The organism is Shouchella sp. JSM 1781072 (genome assembly GCF_041949915.1).
GTDB lineage: Bacteria > Bacillota > Bacilli > Bacillales > Bacillaceae_D > Shouchella.
Map to the genome: position 1 here is coordinate 797,068 of NZ_JBHFQE010000002.1, position 22,859 is coordinate 819,926.

Annotated in this window: 26 protein-coding genes, 2 tRNA genes and 1 rRNA gene; 7 read left to right on the plus strand and 22 right to left on the minus strand. The window is 36.7% G+C overall.

The window, feature by feature from the left end:
* The first annotated feature begins 374 nt into the window (after positions 1-374).
* The gene (locus tag ACE1TH_RS13690; protein WP_375079256.1) at positions 375-1,538 is read left to right on the plus strand and encodes an RES family NAD+ phosphorylase; all 1,164 of its coding nucleotides are present in this window, start codon (positions 375-377) and stop codon (positions 1,536-1,538) included.
* Between the two features lie 186 nt (positions 1,539-1,724).
* On the opposite strand, the gene ACE1TH_RS13695 is transcribed toward ACE1TH_RS13690, so the two are convergent.
* The 15 genes from ACE1TH_RS13695 to ACE1TH_RS13765 form a co-directional block, all read right to left on the minus strand.
* The gene (locus ACE1TH_RS13695; RefSeq protein WP_375079257.1) at positions 1,725-4,229 is read right to left on the minus strand and encodes an N-6 DNA methylase; all 2,505 of its coding nucleotides are present in this window, start codon (positions 4,227-4,229) and stop codon (positions 1,725-1,727) included.
* Between the two features lie 136 nt (positions 4,230-4,365).
* Complete coding sequence (locus ACE1TH_RS13700; RefSeq protein ID WP_375079258.1) at positions 4,366-4,734, minus strand: cystatin-like fold lipoprotein; 369 nt, start codon at positions 4,732-4,734, stop codon at positions 4,366-4,368.
* A gap of 86 nt (positions 4,735-4,820) precedes the next feature.
* Positions 4,821-5,339, minus strand: coding sequence for a hypothetical protein (locus tag ACE1TH_RS13705; RefSeq protein WP_375079259.1), 519 nt, complete (start codon positions 5,337-5,339; stop codon positions 4,821-4,823).
* An 18-nt stretch (positions 5,340-5,357) separates the two neighbouring features.
* On the minus strand, positions 5,358-6,392 hold the full coding sequence (locus ACE1TH_RS13710) for a lysozyme family protein (RefSeq protein ID WP_375079260.1): 1,035 nt from the start codon (positions 6,390-6,392) through the stop codon (positions 5,358-5,360).
* Between the two features lie 31 nt (positions 6,393-6,423).
* The gene (locus tag ACE1TH_RS13715; RefSeq protein WP_375079261.1) at positions 6,424-8,580 is read right to left on the minus strand and encodes a CD3337/EF1877 family mobilome membrane protein; all 2,157 of its coding nucleotides are present in this window, start codon (positions 8,578-8,580) and stop codon (positions 6,424-6,426) included.
* A 14-nt stretch (positions 8,581-8,594) separates the two neighbouring features.
* Positions 8,595-8,921 (minus strand): STIV orfB116 family protein, encoded by a 327-nt coding sequence (locus tag ACE1TH_RS13720; protein ID WP_274273387.1) that lies wholly within the window; start codon positions 8,919-8,921, stop codon positions 8,595-8,597.
* A 14-nt stretch (positions 8,922-8,935) separates the two neighbouring features.
* Complete coding sequence (locus tag ACE1TH_RS13725) at positions 8,936-11,329, minus strand: ATP-binding protein (RefSeq protein WP_375079262.1); 2,394 nt, start codon at positions 11,327-11,329, stop codon at positions 8,936-8,938.
* Complete coding sequence (locus ACE1TH_RS13730) at positions 11,319-11,843, minus strand: conjugal transfer protein (protein ID WP_375079263.1); 525 nt, start codon at positions 11,841-11,843, stop codon at positions 11,319-11,321. The genes ACE1TH_RS13725 and ACE1TH_RS13730 overlap by 11 nt, the downstream gene beginning before the upstream one ends.
* A 13-nt stretch (positions 11,844-11,856) precedes the next feature.
* Positions 11,857-12,114, minus strand: a complete 258-nt coding sequence (locus ACE1TH_RS13735; protein ID WP_055736567.1) for a hypothetical protein — start codon at positions 12,112-12,114, stop codon at positions 11,857-11,859.
* Positions 12,115-12,129: 15 nt separating this feature from the next.
* Positions 12,130-13,176 (minus strand): conjugal transfer protein, encoded by a 1,047-nt coding sequence (locus ACE1TH_RS13740; protein ID WP_375079264.1) that lies wholly within the window; start codon positions 13,174-13,176, stop codon positions 12,130-12,132.
* Positions 13,169-13,450 carry a hypothetical protein gene (locus ACE1TH_RS13745; RefSeq protein WP_375079265.1) on the minus strand — a complete coding sequence of 94 codons (282 nt, stop codon included), beginning with the start codon at positions 13,448-13,450 and terminating at the stop codon, positions 13,169-13,171. Before ACE1TH_RS13745 ends, ACE1TH_RS13740 begins: the two co-directional genes overlap by 8 nt.
* A gap of 30 nt (positions 13,451-13,480) precedes the next feature.
* Complete coding sequence (locus tag ACE1TH_RS13750; RefSeq protein ID WP_375079266.1) at positions 13,481-13,774, minus strand: hypothetical protein; 294 nt, start codon at positions 13,772-13,774, stop codon at positions 13,481-13,483.
* Positions 13,771-14,028 carry a hypothetical protein gene (locus ACE1TH_RS13755; protein ID WP_375079267.1) on the minus strand — a complete coding sequence of 86 codons (258 nt, stop codon included), beginning with the start codon at positions 14,026-14,028 and terminating at the stop codon, positions 13,771-13,773. Before ACE1TH_RS13755 ends, ACE1TH_RS13750 begins: the two co-directional genes overlap by 4 nt.
* A 279-nt stretch (positions 14,029-14,307) precedes the next feature.
* The gene (locus ACE1TH_RS13760; protein WP_375079268.1) at positions 14,308-15,369 is read right to left on the minus strand and encodes a replication initiation factor domain-containing protein; all 1,062 of its coding nucleotides are present in this window, start codon (positions 15,367-15,369) and stop codon (positions 14,308-14,310) included.
* Positions 15,366-16,826: an FtsK/SpoIIIE domain-containing protein gene (locus tag ACE1TH_RS13765; protein ID WP_375079269.1), complete on the minus strand. Its 1,461-nt coding sequence runs from the start codon at positions 16,824-16,826 to the stop codon at positions 15,366-15,368. Before ACE1TH_RS13765 ends, ACE1TH_RS13760 begins: the two co-directional genes overlap by 4 nt.
* Positions 16,827-17,052: 226 nt before the next feature.
* Here ACE1TH_RS13765 and ACE1TH_RS13770 point away from each other — a divergent pair, with 226 nt between their 5' ends.
* On the plus strand, positions 17,053-17,466 hold the full coding sequence (locus tag ACE1TH_RS13770) for a hypothetical protein (RefSeq protein ID WP_375079270.1): 414 nt from the start codon (positions 17,053-17,055) through the stop codon (positions 17,464-17,466).
* A gap of 39 nt (positions 17,467-17,505) precedes the next feature.
* On the opposite strand, the gene ACE1TH_RS13775 is transcribed toward ACE1TH_RS13770, so the two are convergent.
* From ACE1TH_RS13775 to ACE1TH_RS13790, 4 genes are all read right to left on the minus strand, one after another.
* Positions 17,506-17,916, minus strand: coding sequence for a DUF961 family protein (locus tag ACE1TH_RS13775; protein ID WP_375079271.1), 411 nt, complete (start codon positions 17,914-17,916; stop codon positions 17,506-17,508).
* Between the two features lie 420 nt (positions 17,917-18,336).
* Entirely contained in the window at positions 18,337-18,564 is a 228-nt protein-coding gene (locus ACE1TH_RS13780; protein ID WP_375079272.1) for a hypothetical protein, read from the minus strand.
* Between the two features lie 28 nt (positions 18,565-18,592).
* Positions 18,593-18,877 carry a helix-turn-helix domain-containing protein gene (locus tag ACE1TH_RS13785; protein WP_375079273.1) on the minus strand — a complete coding sequence of 95 codons (285 nt, stop codon included), beginning with the start codon at positions 18,875-18,877 and terminating at the stop codon, positions 18,593-18,595.
* 13 nt (positions 18,878-18,890) lie between these two features.
* Positions 18,891-19,139 carry a helix-turn-helix domain-containing protein gene (locus ACE1TH_RS13790; protein WP_375079291.1) on the minus strand — a complete coding sequence of 83 codons (249 nt, stop codon included), beginning with the start codon at positions 19,137-19,139 and terminating at the stop codon, positions 18,891-18,893.
* 150 nt (positions 19,140-19,289) lie between these two features.
* Between ACE1TH_RS13790 and ACE1TH_RS13795 the strand changes: the two genes are divergently transcribed.
* The 5 genes from ACE1TH_RS13795 to ACE1TH_RS13815 all read left to right on the plus strand — a co-directional run bounded on the left by ACE1TH_RS13795 (position 19,290) and on the right by ACE1TH_RS13815 (position 22,411).
* Positions 19,290-19,640, plus strand: a complete 351-nt coding sequence (locus ACE1TH_RS13795; protein WP_375079274.1) for a helix-turn-helix domain-containing protein — start codon at positions 19,290-19,292, stop codon at positions 19,638-19,640.
* Between the two features lie 68 nt (positions 19,641-19,708).
* Complete coding sequence (locus ACE1TH_RS13800; RefSeq protein ID WP_375079275.1) at positions 19,709-20,341, plus strand: ImmA/IrrE family metallo-endopeptidase; 633 nt, start codon at positions 19,709-19,711, stop codon at positions 20,339-20,341.
* Positions 20,338-20,682 (plus strand): hypothetical protein, encoded by a 345-nt coding sequence (locus tag ACE1TH_RS13805; RefSeq protein WP_375079276.1) that lies wholly within the window; start codon positions 20,338-20,340, stop codon positions 20,680-20,682. The genes ACE1TH_RS13800 and ACE1TH_RS13805 overlap by 4 nt, the downstream gene beginning before the upstream one ends.
* 24 nt (positions 20,683-20,706) lie before the next feature.
* Positions 20,707-21,816 carry a tyrosine-type recombinase/integrase gene (locus ACE1TH_RS13810; protein ID WP_375079277.1) on the plus strand — a complete coding sequence of 370 codons (1,110 nt, stop codon included), beginning with the start codon at positions 20,707-20,709 and terminating at the stop codon, positions 21,814-21,816.
* Positions 21,817-21,940: 124 nt separating this feature from the next.
* Complete coding sequence (locus ACE1TH_RS13815) at positions 21,941-22,411, plus strand: hypothetical protein (protein WP_375079278.1); 471 nt, start codon at positions 21,941-21,943, stop codon at positions 22,409-22,411.
* Positions 22,412-22,561: 150 nt separating this feature from the next.
* Here the strand turns inward: ACE1TH_RS13815 and ACE1TH_RS13820 are convergent.
* The 3 genes from ACE1TH_RS13820 to rrf form a co-directional block, all read right to left on the minus strand.
* A tRNA-Thr gene (locus ACE1TH_RS13820) sits at positions 22,562-22,634 on the minus strand.
* Between the two features lie 8 nt (positions 22,635-22,642).
* Positions 22,643-22,717 (minus strand) — tRNA-Asn (locus tag ACE1TH_RS13825).
* A 19-nt stretch (positions 22,718-22,736) separates the two neighbouring features.
* Positions 22,737-22,852 (minus strand): 5S ribosomal RNA (gene rrf, locus ACE1TH_RS13830).
* Between the last annotated feature and the right edge of the window lie 7 nt (positions 22,853-22,859).

Consider the following 22,859-nt stretch of genomic DNA (forward strand, 5'->3'; position numbering starts at 1 on the left):
TTGTGATTGGTTTGTTAGCAATTTGGTTTGCAGATTAGTTAGTACAGCACGGTAGTAGCAGCTCTAAATTTAATTAAAGCTTTTGTTATCTATCGTAAATCTTATAAGAGAATATTTTTATAATTCCGTATCATCTTGATTCATTCATATGAACAAAACCAAACTCCAAGGTACCATAAAAATAATGACTACAAATAAATCATGTGCTTCACCATAATCTTTAAATTTTCAATCAAATAGAAGTGGTGAAAATTCAGTTCTAAACTAAATCTCAAAGGTTAGATTAATTGCAACATACATATCTTCATATGTTTATTTATGGTGAAGTGTTTTATTATTAAACTTAATAGTCTTAATTAGGAGGAATAGTATTAATGGAAATTATAAGCTTAAGCGGTTTCCTTAGTAAATATGAACTTAATAATATGATCAGTGATTTAGATATAGATGAAACTAACTTAAGTGGTATAACCACATTACAGGAATATATAGATGATGAGCAAAGTGTAAATAAAGAAGGCGTGTTTTGTGCATATTCTGAGAAAGAAATTTTTGAATACGAATATATCTTAATTGAGGAGAATGAGTTTTTAAATGAACTATTACATGAAGTTAAATGTTTATTATCTGCCTTAATCAAGAATTGTTCTTCTTGTGATTTAGAAAAAATACCTTATACGCAACAATATGATGACCCTTTTAATTTAAATACTGTTTATGACTTATTAAGTTCCCACTCAGTACCTCAAATTTTTATAAGTAGAATAGGTAGTCTTAAATGTAGTTGTGGAAATGACGTTTATCAAGATGATCCTTACTTGGAAGAAGGAGAGCTTGATGATTGGATAGGCGAAGAAATTAATTTTATTATTGATACATTTGGTATAGATTTAGATGCTGCTGTTGAATTTATTGAATTCCTAAAAATGAATCCAATGATGGCACTTTATCATCCAATTGGGATCTTAATAAGTGATAAAATTCAATCTAGGGAAATAATAGGAGTTGACATAATTAAAAAAAATTCTACCTTTTATCGCGGTCGAAAAAGAAAATTTCATGAGAGAAGAGTTCCGTTTATTAAAGAAGAATTATGGAATCCTGAAGTTGGTCTTCCATCACAAGGTAGATATAATCCTCCAGGAGTATCAAATTTATACTTAGCTAATAATATAGAAGTGGTAAAACAAGAAATAAACCTGGGAATAAATGAATTAGTGGATATAGCAGAGTTCCATATAAATAAGGATCTATTAGTTTTTAATACTACAGTAACAGATATAGATATTTTCGCTAATATGCAAAAGCAAGATGACTTAAGTTTTAATCCAGAGTATATTTTCACAAATTTCTTAGCACAATGTTTAGCCTATCATGGATACCATGGTGTAATATACGAAAGTGTAAAAATTAACCAAGGAATGAATGTTTGTCTTTTTAACGTTGAACCTATTAAAGATTTGGATATACATTATATTCAAGAATCAGTCGGAAAGTCAGAGTCAGAATCTAATTATGACCGTACATCGGTATTTTGAACAATAATTTTTAATATAGATAAAGGTGTCTATAATCTATTTTAACCAGTTTGTAGAAGTACTAAAAATAAGCTACACATTATTCGATAAATTTTTTAAACTGAATTTTTATCATAAATTAAAAGAGCCTCTTTTTAGACGCTCTTTTAATTTAATAGTAAACAAGAATAATCTAGAACATTGATTTTAATCTAAATTAATATTTAAGATATCTTCATATGATTCGCTGATAACATTTTGAACCTCAGAGGTGTATTTCTGTAGTTTCTGAGTAGCTTCATTATAAGAATCAAGTCTAGAAACGATCTTTCTTAACTCATTAGTGTTCTTCGGAATCGATACTTTCATTCCTAAAAACATTTTTTGGTTTAATCTTAATCTACTTGTAGTGGTTGACCCGGTTGATATACGCTCTACCTTATTCCAGAAACTAGGGTTAGAAAAATAATATAAAAGGTATTTTGCTAATAACTCTTTATCTAGTTCAACTTCACCTATGTTAAAAATCGGAAATTCCCCAGATACAAAACAATTATCATGCTCTTCACTGATACGAGCGAATGTCCCTTTAAAGCCAAAAAGACGATTGTATATTAAATCACCTTTTTTTACTTGGAATAACCTATTTGCTTTTATCTCTTTACCTAATTTAGTTTCTCTTAAAAAAGCACCTTTTGCGTACCATTTTACTCCTAATTGATTATAACTTTTATCATCTTCTAATTTGACAGGTCTTTTAATTTCTGTTAAAAGCTCACTTAGTTTAATAGTTCTATATGAAAGACTTTCTACGTCAGATAAATTTCTCTCAAGAGCCACTTTTAAATCAATCTTAGTTTTATTAATCTTATCAACTATATCCTCTAATCTAATTGATGATTCTTTTAGTGAAACTTCTTTTTTTCCTTTGTCAGTAATTGCTTCTTCTTCCCAATAAAAAGGAGGATCTAACCGCTCACCTAATTCTATTTCGTTTAATACAAAGCCAGTTCTTTCATTGGAAGGTAACGTGCTGTTATTTTTTTGGAAGTCCTTGAATTTGAGTAGAATTTCAGGTAGTTCATTTCCTGGTATTTCCTGACCTGTAGGTGAGTACCCAGTATTTTTACAAATAGCCATGAACATAGGTTTCTGTTTACCAGTATCTTCAACTTCTTTTTTCTTTAGAAAAAGAATAGATGTACGTACACCAGCGTTATATCCTTTAAATGTATCTTCATTTAAAGTTACTATACCCTCAATCTCACAACGTTTCATAATATATTCTCTAATAGCGGCAGCACGGTGGTTTCCCAAGATACCATGTATCATTACAATACCAATTTTCCCACCCGGCTTAACTAAACGTATTGATCTTTCTAATGCTAAAATTTCTCTAGTTTGTGATTCTCTGCCCTTTCCTAAATCATATAACCCAAGTACATTTTTATCAGTTTCAAAAGAACCGAATGGTGGGTTAGTTAAACAAATATTAAATTTATCTTCATGAATTTCATTTTCTACATTTTTTAAACCATGATGCAAAAATATTCCACTATGCCCATCTCCATGTACAATCATGTTCATTTTACAAGCTTGAACAGTTCTTTCTTTCCAATCCGTACCGTACAAACTTTCTTCCGATAACTGAGTTTGCCAAGTTTCTCTTTGGTCATCTGAAAAATCTTGAAGTCTAATTTTTTCACTAATAACTTCAAAAGCATAAATTAAAAATCCACCTGTACCGCAGAAAGGATCTACTACTTTTTCACCTATTCTAGGATTTATAGCGTCAACAATAAATTCAACTACGTTCCTAGGAGTAAAAAATTCTCCTAAACCACCTGTAAATGTGTCACTCAGAAAATACTCAAAAGCCTCTCCCTTTACATCAAATGCTGTTAAAGATAGATCATAACCCTCAAACTCTTCGACTATACTTCGAATTGTTCGATTTTGTAATTTTATTTGTTCATCACTATTAAATAATCCGCTATACCTAGGGTTACTAACAGTTTCTTTAAAAATACTTTCAACCACATTCATCTTCAGACTTTTCATTGTTTCGTCGTATATTGCTAGAGTAAATCTATTGTTTTGGCTATTAGTCATTTCTTCAAACATTTTACAGAAGAGAATTTTAGTTAGTTCATCAAATGCCTGAACAGGATCGTACCCTTCATTATTTCGTATAATGTTGTGGCAACTTTTTAATACTTTCTTAAAAGTAAAAACATCGTCTATAATAAATAATTCATGTTTTGCTTCTTTTTGTAGTGATTCGACTAAGCTAGCACCTATTGTTGTTGTTACAAGATCATTTTTAATATTCTTCTTATAAGGTATATCAGATAACATCTCTTTAGAAATAGAGTGATAGAAACTAAATTCACTTCCATTAGAAATTAGTACATATGGAGCTATTTTATCAAGTAACCTTGCATATGAAATTGCTTGTTCTTTTACTGAACGTCCAATAACTTCGTTTGGAGCCTTTGTTTCTACTAGTATCACAGGAGTTTTTTTAGATTTTTCTAAGTACACAATGATATCTGCATATATATGTTTAATTTTTCTTCCTTGTTGAACGACTATAGATTTTTCAAAGTCCATTAAATCTTCGTTAAAACCTAATGTCTTAAGATATGGCAAGACCTTTTTAATTTTTACATCTTCTTCAGTCTGAAGACTCATCTTAAACCAACTTTCCATAAATTATGATAAATTCTTCGTAGTTTATCTATATAATATATCATAACTGAAATCCAGTTTAAATTAACGCTCTATTATTAATCATGAATATTTTTAACAGATAATTATGTCCGCTACCCTAAATATAAAGTAATTGTTATATTTCTATGCTCTTTTGTTCCCTATAATCGATCTCTCTATTCACTAAACCCAACCGGTCATCTGTTTGATTCATTCTAGGCAACCACTCATAATCATCTCCGTTTCTCTCATAAAACTCATAACGAACGGTCTTATCCTCATCCTCTAAATCAAAGAAGCCAATCTTAATATAACGCCCTCCTTCATACACACTGATATCCGCATTGTCACGAGTGATTTGTTCTTCATCCATCCACATCATAGCAGTGTCGTCGTTCTTATATAAATCAATTACCTCTTCAATTTCAGCGTCATATTCACTCCCACCACAAGCTGCTAACAACAAACCCAATATAGCAAAAACAGTTATTAAGCTCTTTTTCAATTTCCTCATCTCCTTTTAATTTTGGTTCATCCTAACATCTATCCATTCAAATTCTAAGAGGTTCATAGATTTTCCCAACCAACTTCCTATTGCTGTGTAAAAGTGAAGTCAGCCACTTTCCATTGATCCTCTTCTACTATAATTTCTAATGTCATACTGGACATTGTTACACTTGATACATCATTCACTTCAATTCGATTATCAAATATCGCAACAAACTCCACACGATCATCTAATGATTGCCCTTCATAGAGACTTAGGCTTTCCACGCTGGATTGAATCTTTTCTATAGCGGTGTCACCGTAAACTTCATCTAATCCCTCTACATCGTCAAACTGTAACTGTTCCAAGGCTTCGTTTGTAGCATAGCTTTCTACTTCTTGCTTCACTGGTTTGTCTTTATAGTTAAAATAGCCATTGATAAAATCATTAGCTACTTCCTTCGCCTGTTCGTTTGTATCAGCTTCATTAACATCTTCTTTTTTCAGCTGTTCGTTTTGCTCCATCAGTGTTAGATTCTCGTTTTTTAAGCTGCTGTTTTGAAAGATGAAAAATATCACCGTTCCAACCAACAACACAATTATCGCTATCAATTTCTTTTGCATGTATACCGTCCTTTCTTGTTAAAGTCCCAGAGTTTCTTTTGGATCAATTTTGTCTTGATGCGCTTGACCAAGTTCCGTCATATGCTCCAAGTGGAGGTGGTTGCCTGTACTTGAGCCTGTTGTGCCACATTTACCTAATGCTTCTCCTTGATTTACTTCCTGACCATTTAGTACACCTATAGAAGACAAATGCGCATAACGAGAATATTCGTTTTGTCCGTGTTGCACAGTGACATAGTTGCCATAGCCAACATTGCCATGCCTTGCTTCAACTACTTTTCCTTCTGCCACACTTAGAATGGAGTCTGCTGGTGTACAAGCAAAGTCGAGCCCGCCATGAAACGAGTTTCTTTCTCCTGTAACAGGATGTGTTCGCCATCCGAATTCGCTTGTGATGCGAATATCTTTTAGTGGCAGTACCCAATCTGCATCACCTGCTGCGTATTCGGGTTCGGTTTTATCTAAATAACGCATGACATTAGCAACGTAGTTGGGATCTCCATAGACATTCCATCCTAATCGTTCTTTCATATGGTTGGAAAATTGTTGTGCTAGTTCTTTGCTATAGTTGCCGTCGTTATGTTCATTCGCATAGTCAATAAATCCATGCCCCATGTTGTAGCTTTGTAAGGCTAATTCTGTATCGCCACCAGCGCTTTCTAGAACGTTAGCAAAATAGCTTACACCTTGTTTAATGGATAACTCTGGATCGGTTATTGTGTTAACCGGTAGTCCGAGTGATTCAGATGATTGCATGACATCGGCAAGTCGTCCGCCACTTTCTTGCATCGTCATCGCCATTAAAATTTCAATATGGTCTTCAATTCCGTTTTCTTTTGCATAGCGTTCAAAGTAACTGCGGTACCGCTCAATCTCTGGGCTTACTCCATTAAACGTATAGTCAGAATCGATATCACTCTCGATCTCAGAATGGGCATCGCTGCCTGTTGTGTTGCTTTCTCCTGTAATAACCATAACTACGCCCATGAGAATCATTGCCACGAACATAAATGGAATGACAATTAGAAATAAACCACATCCTAGCTTTTTCATCTCGTCCTCCCTTCACGACAAAAAGGAACGTCTATTTAGACGCTCCCTTTGCTCTACGTGTGTGTCGATCTTCTTCTTTTTCAATCGCTTCTAATTCTCTCTTTTCGTTGTGTTGTGCAGTTCTGATTGGTTCTGTCTTTGGTTGATCATGGCGTTCATTGACTTTTTTAGTTGGATGAACCGCTTGATTCTCTTTGTTTTGAATCCATTGAGGGTTGTTTTGTGAAGGTTTTTGTTCCGTTCGTTGATTCGCAGTAATTCCACCTTTAGTTTGACGTAATTGATTGTCTCTCTCTGTTTTCTCTACCGAACGCAACGCTCGATGATCGTCTAAGTACGTTACATCACCTTGTTTGATAGACGTTCGATTCGATTGTTCTTGTTTACCACGCGGCTGTGGTTGCTTCGTTCGTTCATTTTCTCTTTGATTTATTTCTTGTCTTGGCGCATGGCGTTCATCTTTTTGATGAGCCGCGACTGAGCTTAAATCTTCTCTTGGTTGCTTCTGTTCTTTTTGTTCTTGTTTAGACGCTTGTTTTTCCGTACTCTTCTTCCGCTTTTCTGCTTTCTTTTCTTCTCGTTTTTGTTGGGGCGTCCGTTCAGCACGTTTTATTTGGTCATTGTGTGCGACAGCCGAAGATGGGCTTTCTAGTTTCCCATCAGTTTGTGGTGTTCGTGCTTCTGCTAGTTGCGCCTCTTTTCGTCCTTCTTTCACGCTCGTACGCTCACTTTTAGGGGGCGATTGGTGCTCGGTTTGTTGAATCGGCGATTCTCGCAAACCTGCTGTGCGTGGTCGTATAGCATTAACAGCCGGATTGACCATTTCATTCCGTACTTGATTAAGCATATTGTTATCAACCGACGTGACTTTTCCAGCTGTCACCATCTTAATTAATGCATCTCGTTTCCAAATCATTAGAAGCAATACAGCTACTAACACCGTCAGGTTAACTAAATACATCGCAAATCCTTCTGGTGGCAAAACGGAATCCACAATGAAACAAAGGACGTATACAAACAATATGAGGATGCCTAGCATTGCCTTTAACACAAATACACTTAGGAGCTTTCCAATGCTAACGAAACCGGAATATGCCAGCTGTGGAATGTACGACATGACAAAGGCAAATGGAATAAAGAATGCGAGTGCCAATGCGATTAGCTGCAAGAGAAAATTTAGGAGCGCTAGCAATAGGAACGGTATGCCCAGCAAGATGGAGCCAATCAAAGCAATAAGTGACTGCCCCATTTGTTGAAAGACATTTCCTCCACCCATATTTTCATTGTTATACTGGTCTATTTCACCACCCACATAGCCCTGTCTGTCACTTTCGCCATCGCTTGTTAACTGGAATGCCAACAGCCGATCTACTCGATTAAAATTACTCCCTCCCGGAACTTCTTCTGGTTCAGCATGGTCGTTCTCATTAATTGCGTTTTCGCTCGTTGTACCGTAATTTACAATGAGATACGGCTTTTTCATCGCTAGATCGAAATAGACATTTCTCATGATAGCGATCGTGCCATCCATTTTGTTTTCAGGATCAATTTGATTCGTGTCGGCATAAACGCCTTCTCCTTCTGCGACATTAATTAATCCGTTGCCTGCTTCAAGCATGTAGCCCTGCGCTTCAACGGACAATGTATTTAATGACTTCATAAAGTAGCCAGCATTAAGCATCCAATAGCCACCAACAACGAGTACTAAGAAGAATAATACAGAGCGCCTTAATGCTTCTTGCACGCTCCCCTTTGCAATAAATAAGTAAACGATGTACCCGACAGCAAATATAAACAGCAACTCGCCGAAGTGCTCTTTCAACGTATCATATACGGTAGTTGAAATTATCGTTAATGTATCCGCAAACTCATCAATTGGCTCTAACGAATACAATTTATCCATTGCAGTATCCACGACTAGAACAACGTTCCCAGCTAGAGAAAAAATGACATTCGTAAAGCCTACGAATGCCCCCTTAATTCGACCGTCAGCATCTTCATTGTTGGCTACGTATCTTGATATGGGAAAGCGTTTAATGGAAAGCTCAACGCCGCCTTTTTCTTCTATCTTTGGTTCTGTCATATTCTCTTGGTCATTCGCAAAAACGAGTGTATGAGAACCAAAAAAGAGCAGGGCAATGAGCACTGCTCCAATACTTATCCAAATCGCTTTTTGTTTCCAGTTCATCCTCTCCCTCCTTTCTAGTCCATTCTTGTTAGAAGAAAGAAATCATAGTTGACGCTTTGTAGTTCTTTTTCTGTCAGCTTCTTGTATTCCATGTAGCGATCATACAACTTGAAACAAAGGGCTTTTTGGTATTTCTCTTGCCTAAATCGGATACGGTTAACTGGGACAGGAAAACCTAGTAGTTCTTCTAAAACAAGAGATGAGGACTCATGTCCAACATAGCTTTCATAGTTCGTTTCATGTGCGAACATCATTTTCCGTGCTTCCATTAAGGTGATTTTTTCTGCCTTATACAAGCCTTGATTGGTAATAACCAATGAATTTAATATCGCTAACTTCATCCTCTGTCTCCCTTCTATAAATATTTTTCTTCTGCCGTTGCCACTGAAGAAGTCTCAACGGTTTCTAGCGCTCCATACCATTCGTCGAATAAGCACTCAATGCTCATTTTTGCTGTTCGCCCATAATAATCTTTAAAAAGGCATTGTCCTTGAAACATGTTTTCCATCATGTCTTCGTTCTCTTCGCTCGGCTCCATGTTCATCCACTTAAGCACTTCTTTTCTCTCTGTCGGTTCATCAAACGCAAATGCTACACCGAAGTTGCCTGATTCTTCTTCACGCAATGCGTCTTTCGTGCTTTGTGAAATAAAGACAAGAGCGTTGTTGTAACTACGTCCTACACGACGCATTTGCTTCTCTACTTTCCTTCCTTGTTGGCTAGATGTGATAACCCATGCTTCGTCCATGAATTCCATTGTCCGTTCTTCCTTGTTCATACCAAATAACTCGCAAAACTTTCCAAGCGCAAACATAACGGCACTTGATTTCAGTTGTGAATTTGTATAACTTTCTATTGGATCAGTCGCTTCTGGTAGATCAAGGTTTTCGATTTCAACGATACTAATACGCTTGTTTAACGAAAGTGCTTGATTTGAACCATCATGAACACATAGTTTCATAATCGAATCAGCTACGACTTCATATAAAAAATCCCCAGCCTTTTGGACTGCGGAATCATCGTGGTTTCTCATCTGTTCAATAATTGTCAGTGAGCCAACTTGCTCCCCATTTTGTTTTTGCTCCAACACGGTGGTAATGGCACGTAGAAAAGCCGTATGCACATCATCTTTGCCTTTAAAGTCGTATACTTGAGCAAAGATGACTTGCACCATTTCCTTTGCTTGCATTGGTGGAAGAAATACAACTGGATCAAGTGCTCCCCAATTCCCTTCATCCGCTGCATCCAGCGTTGTAAAATGGAACTTCTCAAGATGCTGTGTGAATAGAGGGTACTCTTGTTGTACCCTTGGGTTTTTCTTAACCTTTTCAATCCACTTACGCAATTCCTTCTTTGGGTCAATGTACAAGGATTTTACATTTAGCATGCTGACATAGATAAACAACAGCTTTGCTAAAAAGGATTTACCTGTGCCTGTATCTCCCGTAATTAGAACATGGGGAGAACGTGTCTTTGACCCTTTGAGCTGTTGGTTGGCTAAGAACATATGGTACAAAACAGGAAATCGACTCGCTGAAATGGCTCCTTGTAAATCAGCATGTTTAACAAACGGATCAATCCAACCAATAAAAAAGCCAATTTTTGAACCAACATCAGCTGATATACCAAATAACCCTTCTGCTAAACCATCTTGAGTAGTCTTTTGCAGCCAATTTCGGTTGGTTACATCTAATCGTTCCCCGGGAAGAAACTTATAGAACAAAGGCAATTGATCCGCGACTGGAATACGACACGTTATGCCTGCTGACTTCATATGTCTTGTCACAAGTTTTGCCCGATTTTTACATTCCTTCTTGGTCTCTCCTTGTACGACAATCACCGCTAACCAATTCAACATGTCTACATCATCTTTTTTAATTTCGTTTTGTAAGTGTCTCACTAGATAAGCACTCGCACTAACTGAAGAATCTTCTTGATCGCCAACACGGTTCTGTTCCAGCGTTGATTCTTTTAGCTGCTGCTTCTTTAAATTCAAATCCATCTTCGTTTTTGATTTGCTTTCGACTTGCACTTTCATCTCGATTTCTACTGGAAAAGGGAGCGTTTGCGCCTCATAGAACAGTTCACTCTCTGCCATATTGTGTCGAAACTCGTCGATTACAACAAATGACATGTAGCCTTCCGATTCATCGCTTGTTAGCTTCAACACGCCAGAAGAGGTTGGATCAATTAACGTGTTAGTTATTGCATCTACAGATGCATTTTCAATCTCTTCCCCTACTTGATGGTCTAAACCTCGTAAAAAGTTATAGCGATTTACATAGATCAATTCGTCTTCTCTTAAACGAACTCCATTCACCATTGCACATAAACTGGCGGTTGTTTCCTCTGCCTCTTCGTACTGTTGAAAGAAAGAGGTGGAAACGCTTTGTTCCCACCCTAATAGATTGACAATTGTGTCTGTCGCTGTTGAAAACATCGACATCATGTTTTCCTTAAGTTCAGCATCACTATTAACTAAGTTCTGCTTTAATTTTACCCCTAATATAAAATCATTCTTTGTGACTTTTCCTAACCGTTGATTAAGCAATCGTACCGTTTCTTCTGTATAGTACTCTGCCATTTGCTTTGCGTCTTCTGCAAGATCCTGTTCCAAGTCAGCAAATCGTTCTTCTAGCCGATATTCTTGTGGGTACATCATTAAATGAAAATCCTTATGCGTAGTTAGTTCTTCAAAGAAGGCTTTCCAGTTCCGCTTATAGCTGTTCACTACTTTTTTATTTTGCATGGGAATGGACTGACTCTTGATGCGGTAATACGCCCACACGTCGCCCGTTCTCGTTAACAGTAGATTGTTCCTCATCGTTTTCATTGGTGTTTTTAATGTACTCACGTTTTTTCGCCACCACCTTTACACAGCGTTTAAACTGGATTGTTGAGTCACTCATCCATTCGACCTCTCGATCATTACAGAAACGCTTTTTTGGAAGTTTTATTTGAACGTAATATTTGGCTACATCCAAAAAATATAAATAAATGTTCTTACCTTCAGGTTTAATTTTCGTTACGAGTATGGTTAACGCTAGGGGTAAACCAATTAACCACATCACGAAGGTTCGTTCAAACGCATGAGGAAACCCCATACGAATGATCTGTCCTACAAGAAATGTCATCGCCATAAAAATAAAAAAGTTGATAACTGGGATCAACTCAAATGGGATTGGTAGACTATATGAAGCCGTTAGCTGCTGTACTTTTTTAGGTTCTCTTAATGCTTTCCGGTAGTTAAAAACAGTTCGCAACTTCTAAACCTCCTTAGAACGTATCAATGAATGCTTCAATCCATCCACTCACTTGAGACCAATTTTGAACAACAAATGTGGCGATTCCACCGACAATGCATGTCATAATAATTCCACCTATCTTAAATCGAGCTAAGTGTTTTGCGATCAAGAAGAAAACAAACAACCCTATTACTTGAGCTACAACAACAAGCCCCCAGTTCTCTACGCCATCTAGTGTCGGTAATCCACTAGGAACTGACCCTACCGTTAATTTATTTAATAGATTCATATTCTTTTCCTCCTTCTACTGATAGTCCATTGATTCAATGTAGTAATTTCCTTCATGTCGATTAATCTCTAATTCCATAAACGCAGGTTGTGGAATGTTCGTTCCTTTTCCCCTAAACATCACGGCTACCTCTGCTTTAAATCCATTGTCCATTTCAATCAGTTTTACATCTTGCATCTCTTCAAATGAAAAAGCACCGTTTAAGCTTTTCGGCTCCTTCATCATGTAAGCCAACTCTTCTTTTGGCTCAGCAGCATATCGTTCAAAGAAAGAATGTAAAAAATCCTGAACGGCTGATTGTTCCTCCCCGACATAAGGATCAATGTGTGATTGCTCTTCCTCTTTTTCTATCGTCCCATTTAAGGAATACACTTCTGAAAAATACGGAGTACCTGCAATGGCAAAAGTATTCTCTTCTGCAATAACTGGGATGTTTATTAGTAACGTTTGCTTCGTCTCTTCATTTTCAATGACAATTTCTGTCTCTGGTTCATCGTCATCATCTTCTGGCTCTACCTCTACCTCTTTTTCTTTTGGAACTTGGTTCATGAACGTGACTTTATATTGAAATAAGGTTTCTTCTTCTTTCTCTATCATGTTAAACAAAGAATGGCTTTCTAAAATCCTATTACCTTTTAAATCGGAAAGTTGATAAAGCGGATGTTTGTCGTCCTGTAAAGTAGTTGATTGAACCATATAATTCTTCAGCGTTTGTTTTCTTTCTTCTAGTGCTTCATGAGTGTTCTCAATATTGATGAACACATCAATAAACCCTGAAAGATATTGTTCAACAGCAGGTAATGAAATAGATGGTGACTCTTCCTCATTTGCTTCATTTGAGAGATGCGCATTGGTTTCGTTTAAAGCAGACCTTGTATTAACTGAAAGCAAAATCGTTAATAGTGAGAGGACAACAATGCTCCCTAATAATGACCACACAGCCGTTGCTGTTCTCTTTGAATGATCTTTACGGATCATACTTCTTTGCTTGGCTGGTTTCTTAATTCGTTTGAAACGGTGTTTAAGTCGTTCGATGATCGAACGTCCATCGGATTTAGCCATCCTTTGACCCTCCTTGATCTTGTTCGATATAAGCTAAAAAAGATGCTACTCGTCGTAACACCTTTTTTGCTGAAACATCTTTCTCGTATACTTTTAAACGCCGTTGACCACCTCCGGGCAAGCACGTCATTTTATAGAACGTATATCGATAGGTGGAATAGCCCGTTTTTCTAACGCCTTCAACCACAAGCATAGAACGTTTACTTAAATCCATTACATATACTTGCGAACCAATGCCAACCGTAAACCCTAACAACTTAAACCGTTCATCCAACGTCTTGTATTGAGCTAACATAAAAAATCACTAAACCTCTTTTAGTGGGCTTAGTGATTCAAATTCAACATATTTAATTGGATCAGTCCCACCATCTTCTGATGCGTCTTCATAGTCGTATACAGCAAATCGAGCAATAATCGTTTTCACAGCATTGTTTACAACCATCTTTACATCGATAACCACTTGTTCAAATACATGTTTGCTCATATAGCGAACATGTTCTTTCATGCGTTCGATTAATTGATCAGCAAGATCTAAAATACCTTGATTCTCTAACTCTGTTTCTAGTTGCCCTCGGTTTAGTAATTCAACATGTTTCATAATGATTCTTCCTCCTTTATTTTTTGATGTAGCCGTTCAAACTCCTGAAGATCTTTTTCTAAGTCAGATTCAAGACAATGTTTTGAGTACCAGTCCAAAGCCTCCTTTACTTCTTCATACATTTTCAAGTCGTAACTTTTCATAAATCGTTGCTGTGACTCAATGACCTCAGTTGCTCGTGCAATTAAGAAATCAATATTCTTCCCTATACCAGTGTACAAACAAGATCGAACGCCCTCGGGCACAACCTCCAAGTAATCACCTCCTTGTTTTAGTAAACCTTGGACGCTGTCCAAACCTGCAAGCTAAACTAGCTTGACCGTGTTTATTTAATCCCCCAACCCCCGGTTTCATTCGGGGGCTCCCTCGCCGGTAGGCAAGAAGAAAAATGGGTTTTTCTTCAATGCCAAGAGGGTTTTGGTTCTATGAATCTATCAACTCCTTAAATTCCTTTCATTCCATTCCAGTCAGCCATTTACCGTTGACAGATGCCAGGGTTAGCTCCTTTTTTCTCTTTAAGAGCAATCCCATGTTTAACAAACCATGTCTTGTGGACTCGCTAAGAGCACATCGAGCATTTTTTCCTGTTTATCTGACAGCTCTGCATTGACGACCATATCTGATAAATCTTGTCGTCCTAAGACCTGATCCGCTTCAAGTACCATCTTCATCGTTGGGGCACATGAATTTTGAAGCCATCTTCTTGATTTCTCGTAAAACTCATCTTCTGGCTGCATAAACAGGCTTAGCTTGCCGACATCACCTATGAACACTTTCCAAAAACCGCTTGTTTTCCATTTTTCTCTTGAAGCATCTTCATCGGCATCAACAAATCGAATGTAGTTGTTAATAATCTGCATAGCGATATCAAGTAAATCTTGTGACTGAATCAATGATTGAACGGCTCCTTGCGCTCGATCATTTTTAAGCCTTAGTTCGTAGCGATTCCAGTCGCCAAGATCTTCAAGAGGAATATTATATTTGTCAGCTTGTTCGTGGTTCTTCTCATAGAAGCAAAGATAAGCTTCTGATTTTTTCGACCCAAAGTATAGTGTCGTTCCCCCATTCGATCCGTCCGCAATATCAAGCGAGCCATTAAAATCTGACTTACGAAACCGTGAAATGGCTTCGCCCTTCTTCACTTTTTCTAACAGCATGGGGATTTCAAAATACGTTTCTCGATCATCAATCGCTAAGTCAAAGCGACTGAACTTGCCACCATGGTTAATGCAGTCTTTAAAGAAATCAAACCACGTTTTCTTGCGAGCATCCAAGAAGCTTTCAAACTGTCGGCATCCTTGACCGGACATCTCCACCAATACGCCTCGATTATCACCTTCTTTCGAATAAAAGACTTTAATGTGATCAAGCTGATACGTCCCGATGTAGCCATAAAAGCCCGACTCTTTTTCCTGCATGTATGCTTTCTTCAAATGGACGATGTGTTCTAGAATAAAATCAACATCGTGTGTTTTAAAAGATACTCGAAGATAGTCAACCATTGCTGTTAAAGGATTTTGGACTGCTTCCGGTTCTTTTTCTACGATTACTACCCCCCTGTTAGCTAGGGGGGGTTGGTTTTTTGAGGTCGTCATTCGCTTCGCTCACTCCTCCCACTCGTTCCCGTTTCTGTCGCTACGCTGCCGCTGGCGACTGCCGTCGCCGACGCTCCATACACTCTCACTTGTGCTCGCTTGATTTCTTCCATGAAGTCATATCCTTTGGTGACGAGTGGGCTATAAAATTCTGATATGGTTGATGTGCCTGTGTCGGCATAGCCACGACCTTTAATGCTTTTATTTACAAAGGTTTTATCGACATCACCAAACATCATGCCATAACCAGATTCAGACATCTTGCCTAATGTCACTCGGAAATTAAATTGATCTCGAATACCGTCAGCTAAGTACTTGGCATCTGGTCGTTGTGCTCCAAGAACTAAAAAATAGCCCATCTGCCTTCCTAGCATGACGAGCTGTTTCATATAACCTAACGCCTCCATTCGTTCTTGTGGTTCTAATAAATCCATAAATGCCACATATTCATCAAAAAAGATGAACATAGGTGGTAATCCAAGGTAGGCGTAGTTCTCACCTGTCTTGTAATTCGGCATCTGTTTCATTTCCTCAGAACGCTTCATCATGTTCTCCACCGATTTACGTAAACACATCATAATGCCGTTTTTCTTTGAATACACAACACCTTTTGGAAGAACCGCTTCTAAATCTGCTAAGTCTGCGTTCTTTGGATCAAGTATCCGAATTTCAGCATTTGATTTAAGTACAGCTTGAATAATTGTTAAGATGAAGTACGTTTTCCCTCCACCTGTTCCGCCAGCTATTAACATATGTGGCAGCTTATCAAATTCCCAATACACGTTTTTCATTAAGCTCATTGAACCGTTTTTCACTTGTACTTCTTGAATGGGAATGCGATTCTTTTTTACATCGTATAGAAGCTTAAAAACCACAAATCCTTCTTCAACTTCACGATCAACTAAATCACAAAACAAGCCATTCTCTAAGTCTGTTCCTAATTCTAGATAACGTGCTTGAAATCGGCTTAAATCAAGAGCAACACGGACATAGATATGACCATTCTTCACTTGATAATAAGCACGAGGAAAATAGGTGATCTTTCTTTTTGTAACAGACTTATTTGTCCACCCCGACTCTGTTTGGATGTTTTCTTGCTCGTAAAAGCGATTCGAAAAAAACATGCGTGCAATTTTTTGCTTGTGAAGCAACTGTTTAAATTGATCAAATGCAACAAGGTAGACGATGCCTACAACTGCTGCTGCAATAATAAGTGCTACAGCAAACCTTGATAACAAGAATGACAAATTCCAGCTATCATACGCAGCAAATACTTTATACTGCCCCCAATCATTCCATTGAGAGATTGGAAACGAGTCTTTAAAACTATAAAAAAGAACAGCTAGGAAAACGGGTATACCTATACCCAATCCTGCTGTCCAAACTGCATGTTTCATATGAGGAGTGATTCTATGGCCACGGTATTTCCAAAAGCGACTTTTTAAATCTATTAGCATATTTAATTCAGGCTCCCTTCTTTATAGATTCATGGCATGTTATATTAATCAAAATAAGAGATAGAAAGGAGATTAAAGAAAGTTGTGGTATAAAGTTATCAATCTATACTCTAAATATGTTCAATACACCTTACTTACTTTATTCTTACTAAATCTTTTGGCAATAATTAATCCAAGTTTATATTCAGAATTTTTCTCATTAATCTCTAAGTTCCTTCCCCCTAGCATGATCGAATATATTCAAGATAGAGATTTCAGTTTCTATGATGGATACATCATTTATGCAGTTTTTGCTAATTTAACAGGACTAGTAACTGGCTGGCACCTCTTCTATCATAGATACTATAAATATAGAGGTTTAGATACAGAAGCTAAAATCTCTTTTAAACAACCAAAATTGTTTATGGACACCTTAAATAATTTCTTCTTAGAAGTCACTATGATTTTAACTTTACTTTTTCTATTAATAATGCGACTAAATCCAGAGTTCTTTGATTTTGTCGTTTCAGAAATTTCTTTTTCATTCAGAAGCATATTCATGTATTTTGGTATCTTTTTTTCTTTTTTAATGCTTGTAACACTCTTAATTTCTGGTCTCTCTATCATAGATAACAATACGTCAAAAAATAAAACTGATTAATAGAGGTGTACTTATGAATTAAATACACCTCACTAAATATTATTTTTTATCAGAGTTAGCACCAGTCGATAAAGGTTCTTTTGATTCCTTTGCTTTCGGTTCAAAGTTAGAGTTAGATTTATGTCCAGTTTCCACGATATCTTCTGCGAGTAACGTATAAATGATATTAGCAAAGTTCCCATTCGCTTGGGCTCTTGCTGTAATTCTTGGATTCACTAGCTCAACTGGTTTATTGAAATCAATTTCTTTTAAGTCGACATAATCAGGCAATGTTACTTCTATTTGTCCCTGCTGAACACTTGATGCTACGTTATAAATGCGTGCTTCCAACTTATCTGTACGCTCTCCCTTCTCACGGTCAAAGTACATTTTCTCTCTGTTTAATCCCATAAAAATCATGTTTCCAAATGTCTCTTGTGGTTCTGGCTTAATTCCATTTTTTAAATTCATTATAAATTCCTCTTTTCGTTTTAGTAGTTTTATTTTCCAAAGACTTCTCATCAATTTTCATCAAAACAATTTATAGAAACCGCTCAGGTTCTGTATCCATCATGGCGCTTGTCAGTCGCCCCAGAACTTTTTGTCTGTCTTGGCAACGTTAGTAGGTTATTGTATAACCATCAAGCTGTATACAGCTATGGCGCACGTATCTTCTTACCTGCTACAGCATTTAAACAAGTGTTAGCTGTGTCCACTTAATACTCACGCCTAGTGACATAACGAAGAAAGTACGCTACAATAAAATTTCCTAGGTTTTACTGGCGTATCTGACTTCTGTCAGGTGCGCTTTCTTTCTATATGTAGTTATCAATGTACTCACTCATTTCATTCGCTTATAAGATCGTTAATAGCGGTCTATACTCACACTATTTATTGCCTCTCTATTGCAGTAATATCGCTTCGTCCAACCTTATAATTTCGAGAAATGCGACGATACGATACTCCATGTTTAAGCAATTCATTAATAGTCCCTTTTGAAATTGGTTGGCTCATAAAGTAATTGATCTTTACAGACCTCATTGCCAGCTTCATTCTTGCTTGCCAATCGCCTTCCATCTTCTTAGCTAATGGTACAGCTTCTTTCATCAAATCGCTCATTATTTGGAAAGTCATAATTGATTCCCCATTACATGACCACTTCTTTTTCGCTAAGCTTTTCACGTTGGTATTGATCTAAGCCTTTTTTAGATATAAGAACCCTACGCCCTTCTCGCCAAGATGGAAAATCATGATGCTGCGATAATTCGTACATTTTTGATTTGCCCATTCGTAAGTACTCGGCTGCCTCTTGTACGGTTAGAACGTCTGGCATTGAATCCGACTGAGAAAAAGTTAGTGCGTCTTTGACCTTTTGCAGGAATTCTTCGTTTTCTTCTCGAACAATTTGCCTTATAGTCTCTTCAAAGGACATTTAAAATCACCTCCTATGCTTTTGTTTTCTTTTTTGTGTTGATCTCAAGAAACAGTGTAGTAGGATTTACTTTGTAAAGTTCTGACAACCCAACTGCAACACTTAAACTTGGATTTCTAACACCTGTTTCAATCATTCCATAGTAACTTTCTGATATAGCGATACCGACTCTCAGTTTTAATAAATCAACTACATCTTTCTGTGACCAATTTTTCTTTTTACGAAGAGTAAGCAAAGTTTCTCTGCTAGTAATTGTTGTCACCTCCAACTTTTTGTAGTTTTATTCTATACAACAAAATGTAGCAAGTCAATAATTATTTTTAACTTTTTGTTGTATTATTTTAATTTTCGTTTAAAAATCCAACAAATAGTTGTATAATAAGATACCTGATAGCAAAGGGAAGGGTTAGATATGGCTAGCTTTAACGAACGTTTAAGACAAACTAGAAAAGAAAATAATTTTACCCAACAAGATGTAGCAAACCATTTAGGTATTACTGTAAGCGCCTATGGATTCTATGAACAAGGTAGAAACGAACCCTCTTTAGAAACCATAAGAAAGATTTCTAACAAATTTAATGTGTCTTCAGCATACTTACTTTGTGAAACAGATGATCCTCATTCATCTAAACTAGATGATGTTAACTCGGCGTATTATAATATAGATAGACTAAATGAAGAAGAAAAAGAATACTTAGATGAACAGCTTGAATTATTCAGGAGAATTCGTCAGAATAGAATTAATAAAAAAGACAATAAATAACGTCCAACATCAAATGGACGTTTTTCTATACCATTAATACGAACATATATTCTTATAGAGGTGATTCTTTGCTACGCTTATATTCAAAAACTCCTATAGAACAATGGTTAGAACTATTTTATAAAGAACATCATATTCTTTCTCCAGACGATCTGAATATTAATAAGATAGCCGACACCCTTAATATTTGTATTAAGGAAAGTCCAGGACCTGACAGAGCTATATGGGATGATGAACATAACGTTGCCATTATTTTTTTACATAAAGATCATTCAGCTATTGAAAAAAGAGAAATTTTCTTTCATGAGCTTTGTCATCCTCTTCGTCACTGTGGCTCTCAAGAAAATATGTATAGTGAAGAATTCACCATGATGCAGGAAGTACAAGCGGATCAATTTCAGCTATATGCTTCAATGCCATTCTTTATGGTCGAGAAATGCTGTAATTACTGCGACCACCTATCGTCTACTTTAGCTAGTGAATTTCATGTCTCTAAGGAATTAGCTGACAGTCGATTACAGCAAATCGAAGCAAGAATACGTAGCGCTGAGTCATTACAAAGATTTAATGATGTTATAAGAGAACAGCCGACACCTAATTCTTATAAATCTGTTCCAAAAAAAGATATTCCGATTCACGCACAGTCTCTAGTAGAAAAAGCACTTCTTCAAAAACGGAAAAAGGAGATGGCTGGACAATGATTTCTTACAAAGTATATTATGACTATCACGAGGGCACTAAAGCGCCAATATGGATCGTTTTAAATGTACGTAATCAAATAATCGACTGGGATCATAAAACACTTACAATAGCTGTACAAGCTCCTTTTGACTTGCATCCAGCAGAAGAGTTCGATCAAGACGCTATGAATGTAACTATTTTGATAGATGATTTACTTTTAACAACCTCTGAGAATGTGTTTGGAATTAACTTAACTAACGTTGAACATCGCTTGAATTTACACGGCGTTGATCGAACAGAGGTTGATAATTTCGTCATTCAAGTTGCAGATTTAGAAGATATGCTGCAATTTACTCTGTAAAATAACAGATAACGGAGGCTTAAAATGAAAGGACATATACGTAAACGAGGAAATAAATATGTAATCGTTGTGGATTTGGAAAGAGATCATAATAACGAAAGACGTCAAAAGTGGTTTTCTGGCTATGATACAAAGAAAGCAGCACAAAAAGACATGCCTCGTATCCTTAATGAGATTAACACCGGAAATTTTATTGAACCTTCCAAAGAGTCGTTCGCTGCTTATTTAGAGAAATGGATTTTAAATAAACGAAGTAGATTAAAAGCTTCTACCTTCCAAGTGTACAAAACCCACCTTCGTATTCACATCATACCCAAGCTTGGGAATTACAAGTTAGAAAAGCTTAATAGACTGCATCTAAAAACATTCTTTTCTTATTTAGAAAATGATCTTGGGTTAGCCCCTGCTACTATTAAAAAAGTTCATACCGTTATTAGTTCCGCTTTGTCAGAGGCTGTAGAAGATGGGATTGTTGGGAAGAACGTAGCAGCTGGTTTAAAAACTGCACGAATTGAACGCAAAGAGATTCATGTATGGGATGAAAAGCAACTGCTAAAGTTTCTCGATTCCAGTAAGTTAGATCCTCTTTATATTGCTTTCCATTTAGCAGCTATGACAGGTATGCGCCGTAGTGAGGTGCTTGGTCTTCGGTGGAAAGACGTGGACTTTAAAAATAGCTTACTACGCACTGTTGTCACGCATACACCGTATGGGGCTTCAGATGGAAAGACAAAAGCTAGTTTTAATCGTACAATTGATTTAGACGAAGTAACCATTACTGAATTACAGAAGCGGAAAGAACGAGTAGAATATGAGAAAGAACGTGCTGGGAGAGGTTATAAAGATAATGATTTAGTTGTTTGCACTAGCTTAGGTACACATGTTACTCCTCGCAATCTAAATCGAAAATGGTATCAACTTAAAGAAGATGCAAATGTGCCTTCTATTCGTTTTCACGATTTGAGGCATACTCACGCAACGTTGATGTTATTGCAAGGTATTCCTGTAAAAGTAGTGGCGGAGAGATTGGGACATTCGAGTATTACAACGACATTAGATACTTACAATCATTTGTTGCCTTCGATTCAAAGAGATGCTATTACGATGTTTAGTAGAAATTTGTATAGTACTTAATCTAGAATAAGAGGAGGCTTGATATAAAAGGAATAGCATGTTAAACATGCTATTTTTTCTTTATCTAGTAATTAAAAACGGATGTTATACAATATATCTATAAATATCTTCAGGAGGCATTTCTATGGGAACAATTTTAGCACTTTTTGCTGTTACGACAATTATAACAATAATTATTATCTATATTTTAGTGATAATTATGAAAAGCTATCCAAAATTAGCTACATATCTTGAAACTGTTGGTTATGTTTTATTAGCTATATCACTAGCATGGACATTTCTTTTTTCTTCAATAGACAATATGTCAAATGAGACAGATATGTACGTAATTAATGAAAAATTAGATACGCTCTGGCGCGCTAACTCTAAATTACAAAAAGCACTTTCTAATGATGATTTTACAAACTTAGATGATTATACATATGAATTACATTCATACTGGTATCGAATTGAAGAGGATACAAAATATTTCCGAGAACAGGTTTCAATAGCAAAAATTATTAGCGCAATACTCCTTGGTTTTTCAACACTATTAATAGCCTGTGGAAGAGGTCAGGAATTGCTTATAAGTCTAACTTCCAAAAAAAATGAGTGAAAAAATTCTTAGTAGTAATCTTAAGTAATTAACTAATTAATACACTTTAACAAATTAAAGGTTTGCAATTTGTTTGCAAACCTCTTTTTACACAAAAAAATAAGCCCCTCCATCATCGGAGAAACCTTAATGTACCAGTACTTATACGAAAGCTTCCAAGCGGACTTGAACCGCTGACCCCCACCTTACCATGGTGGTGCTCTACCGGCTGAGCTATGGAAGCATAAAAAATGGCTCCACAGGCAGGATTCGAACCTGCGACCGATCGGTTAACAGCCGATAGCTCTACCACTGAGCTACTGTGGAACGACAAAAAAATATGTAAGCCTGGCAACGTCCTACTCTCACAGGGGGAAGCCCCCAACTACCATCGGCGCAAAAGAGCTTAACGACCGTGTTCGGCATGGGAACGGGTGTGACCTCTTTGCTATTGCCACCAGACTATGAA

What these genes read in the sequence shown, in the direction of transcription:
- ACE1TH_RS13765 (WP_375079269.1), bottom strand. Translation starts at nt 16,826, where the DNA reads ATGCTAATAGATTTAAAAAGTCGCTTTTGGAAATACCGTGGCCATAGA.
- ACE1TH_RS13750 (WP_375079266.1), bottom strand. Translation starts at nt 13,774, where the DNA reads ATGAAACATGTTGAATTACTAAACCGAGGGCAACTAGAAACAGAGTTA.
- ACE1TH_RS13795 (WP_375079274.1), top strand. Translation starts at nt 19,290, where the DNA reads ATGGCTAGCTTTAACGAACGTTTAAGACAAACTAGAAAAGAAAATAAT.
- ACE1TH_RS13720 (WP_274273387.1), bottom strand. Translation starts at nt 8,921, where the DNA reads ATGAAGTTAGCGATATTAAATTCATTGGTTATTACCAATCAAGGCTTG.
- ACE1TH_RS13770 (WP_375079270.1), top strand. Translation starts at nt 17,053, where the DNA reads ATGATCGAATATATTCAAGATAGAGATTTCAGTTTCTATGATGGATAC.
- ACE1TH_RS13805 (WP_375079276.1), top strand. Translation starts at nt 20,338, where the DNA reads ATGATTTCTTACAAAGTATATTATGACTATCACGAGGGCACTAAAGCG.
- ACE1TH_RS13725 (WP_375079262.1), bottom strand. Translation starts at nt 11,329, where the DNA reads ATGCAAAATAAAAAAGTAGTGAACAGCTATAAGCGGAACTGGAAAGCC.
- ACE1TH_RS13760 (WP_375079268.1), bottom strand. Translation starts at nt 15,369, where the DNA reads ATGACGACCTCAAAAAACCAACCCCCCCTAGCTAACAGGGGGGTAGTA.
- ACE1TH_RS13740 (WP_375079264.1), bottom strand. Translation starts at nt 13,176, where the DNA reads ATGGCTAAATCCGATGGACGTTCGATCATCGAACGACTTAAACACCGT.
- ACE1TH_RS13810 (WP_375079277.1), top strand. Translation starts at nt 20,707, where the DNA reads ATGAAAGGACATATACGTAAACGAGGAAATAAATATGTAATCGTTGTG.
- ACE1TH_RS13695 (WP_375079257.1), bottom strand. Translation starts at nt 4,229, where the DNA reads ATGGAAAGTTGGTTTAAGATGAGTCTTCAGACTGAAGAAGATGTAAAA.
- ACE1TH_RS13705 (WP_375079259.1), bottom strand. Translation starts at nt 5,339, where the DNA reads ATGCAAAAGAAATTGATAGCGATAATTGTGTTGTTGGTTGGAACGGTG.
- ACE1TH_RS13785 (WP_375079273.1), bottom strand. Translation starts at nt 18,877, where the DNA reads ATGTCCTTTGAAGAGACTATAAGGCAAATTGTTCGAGAAGAAAACGAA.
- ACE1TH_RS13735 (WP_055736567.1), bottom strand. Translation starts at nt 12,114, where the DNA reads ATGAATCTATTAAATAAATTAACGGTAGGGTCAGTTCCTAGTGGATTA.
- ACE1TH_RS13775 (WP_375079271.1), bottom strand. Translation starts at nt 17,916, where the DNA reads ATGAATTTAAAAAATGGAATTAAGCCAGAACCACAAGAGACATTTGGA.
- ACE1TH_RS13710 (WP_375079260.1), bottom strand. Translation starts at nt 6,392, where the DNA reads ATGAAAAAGCTAGGATGTGGTTTATTTCTAATTGTCATTCCATTTATG.
- ACE1TH_RS13815 (WP_375079278.1), top strand. Translation starts at nt 21,941, where the DNA reads ATGGGAACAATTTTAGCACTTTTTGCTGTTACGACAATTATAACAATA.
- ACE1TH_RS13715 (WP_375079261.1), bottom strand. Translation starts at nt 8,580, where the DNA reads ATGAACTGGAAACAAAAAGCGATTTGGATAAGTATTGGAGCAGTGCTC.
- ACE1TH_RS13690 (WP_375079256.1), top strand. Translation starts at nt 375, where the DNA reads ATGGAAATTATAAGCTTAAGCGGTTTCCTTAGTAAATATGAACTTAAT.
- ACE1TH_RS13780 (WP_375079272.1), bottom strand. Translation starts at nt 18,564, where the DNA reads ATGAGCGATTTGATGAAAGAAGCTGTACCATTAGCTAAGAAGATGGAA.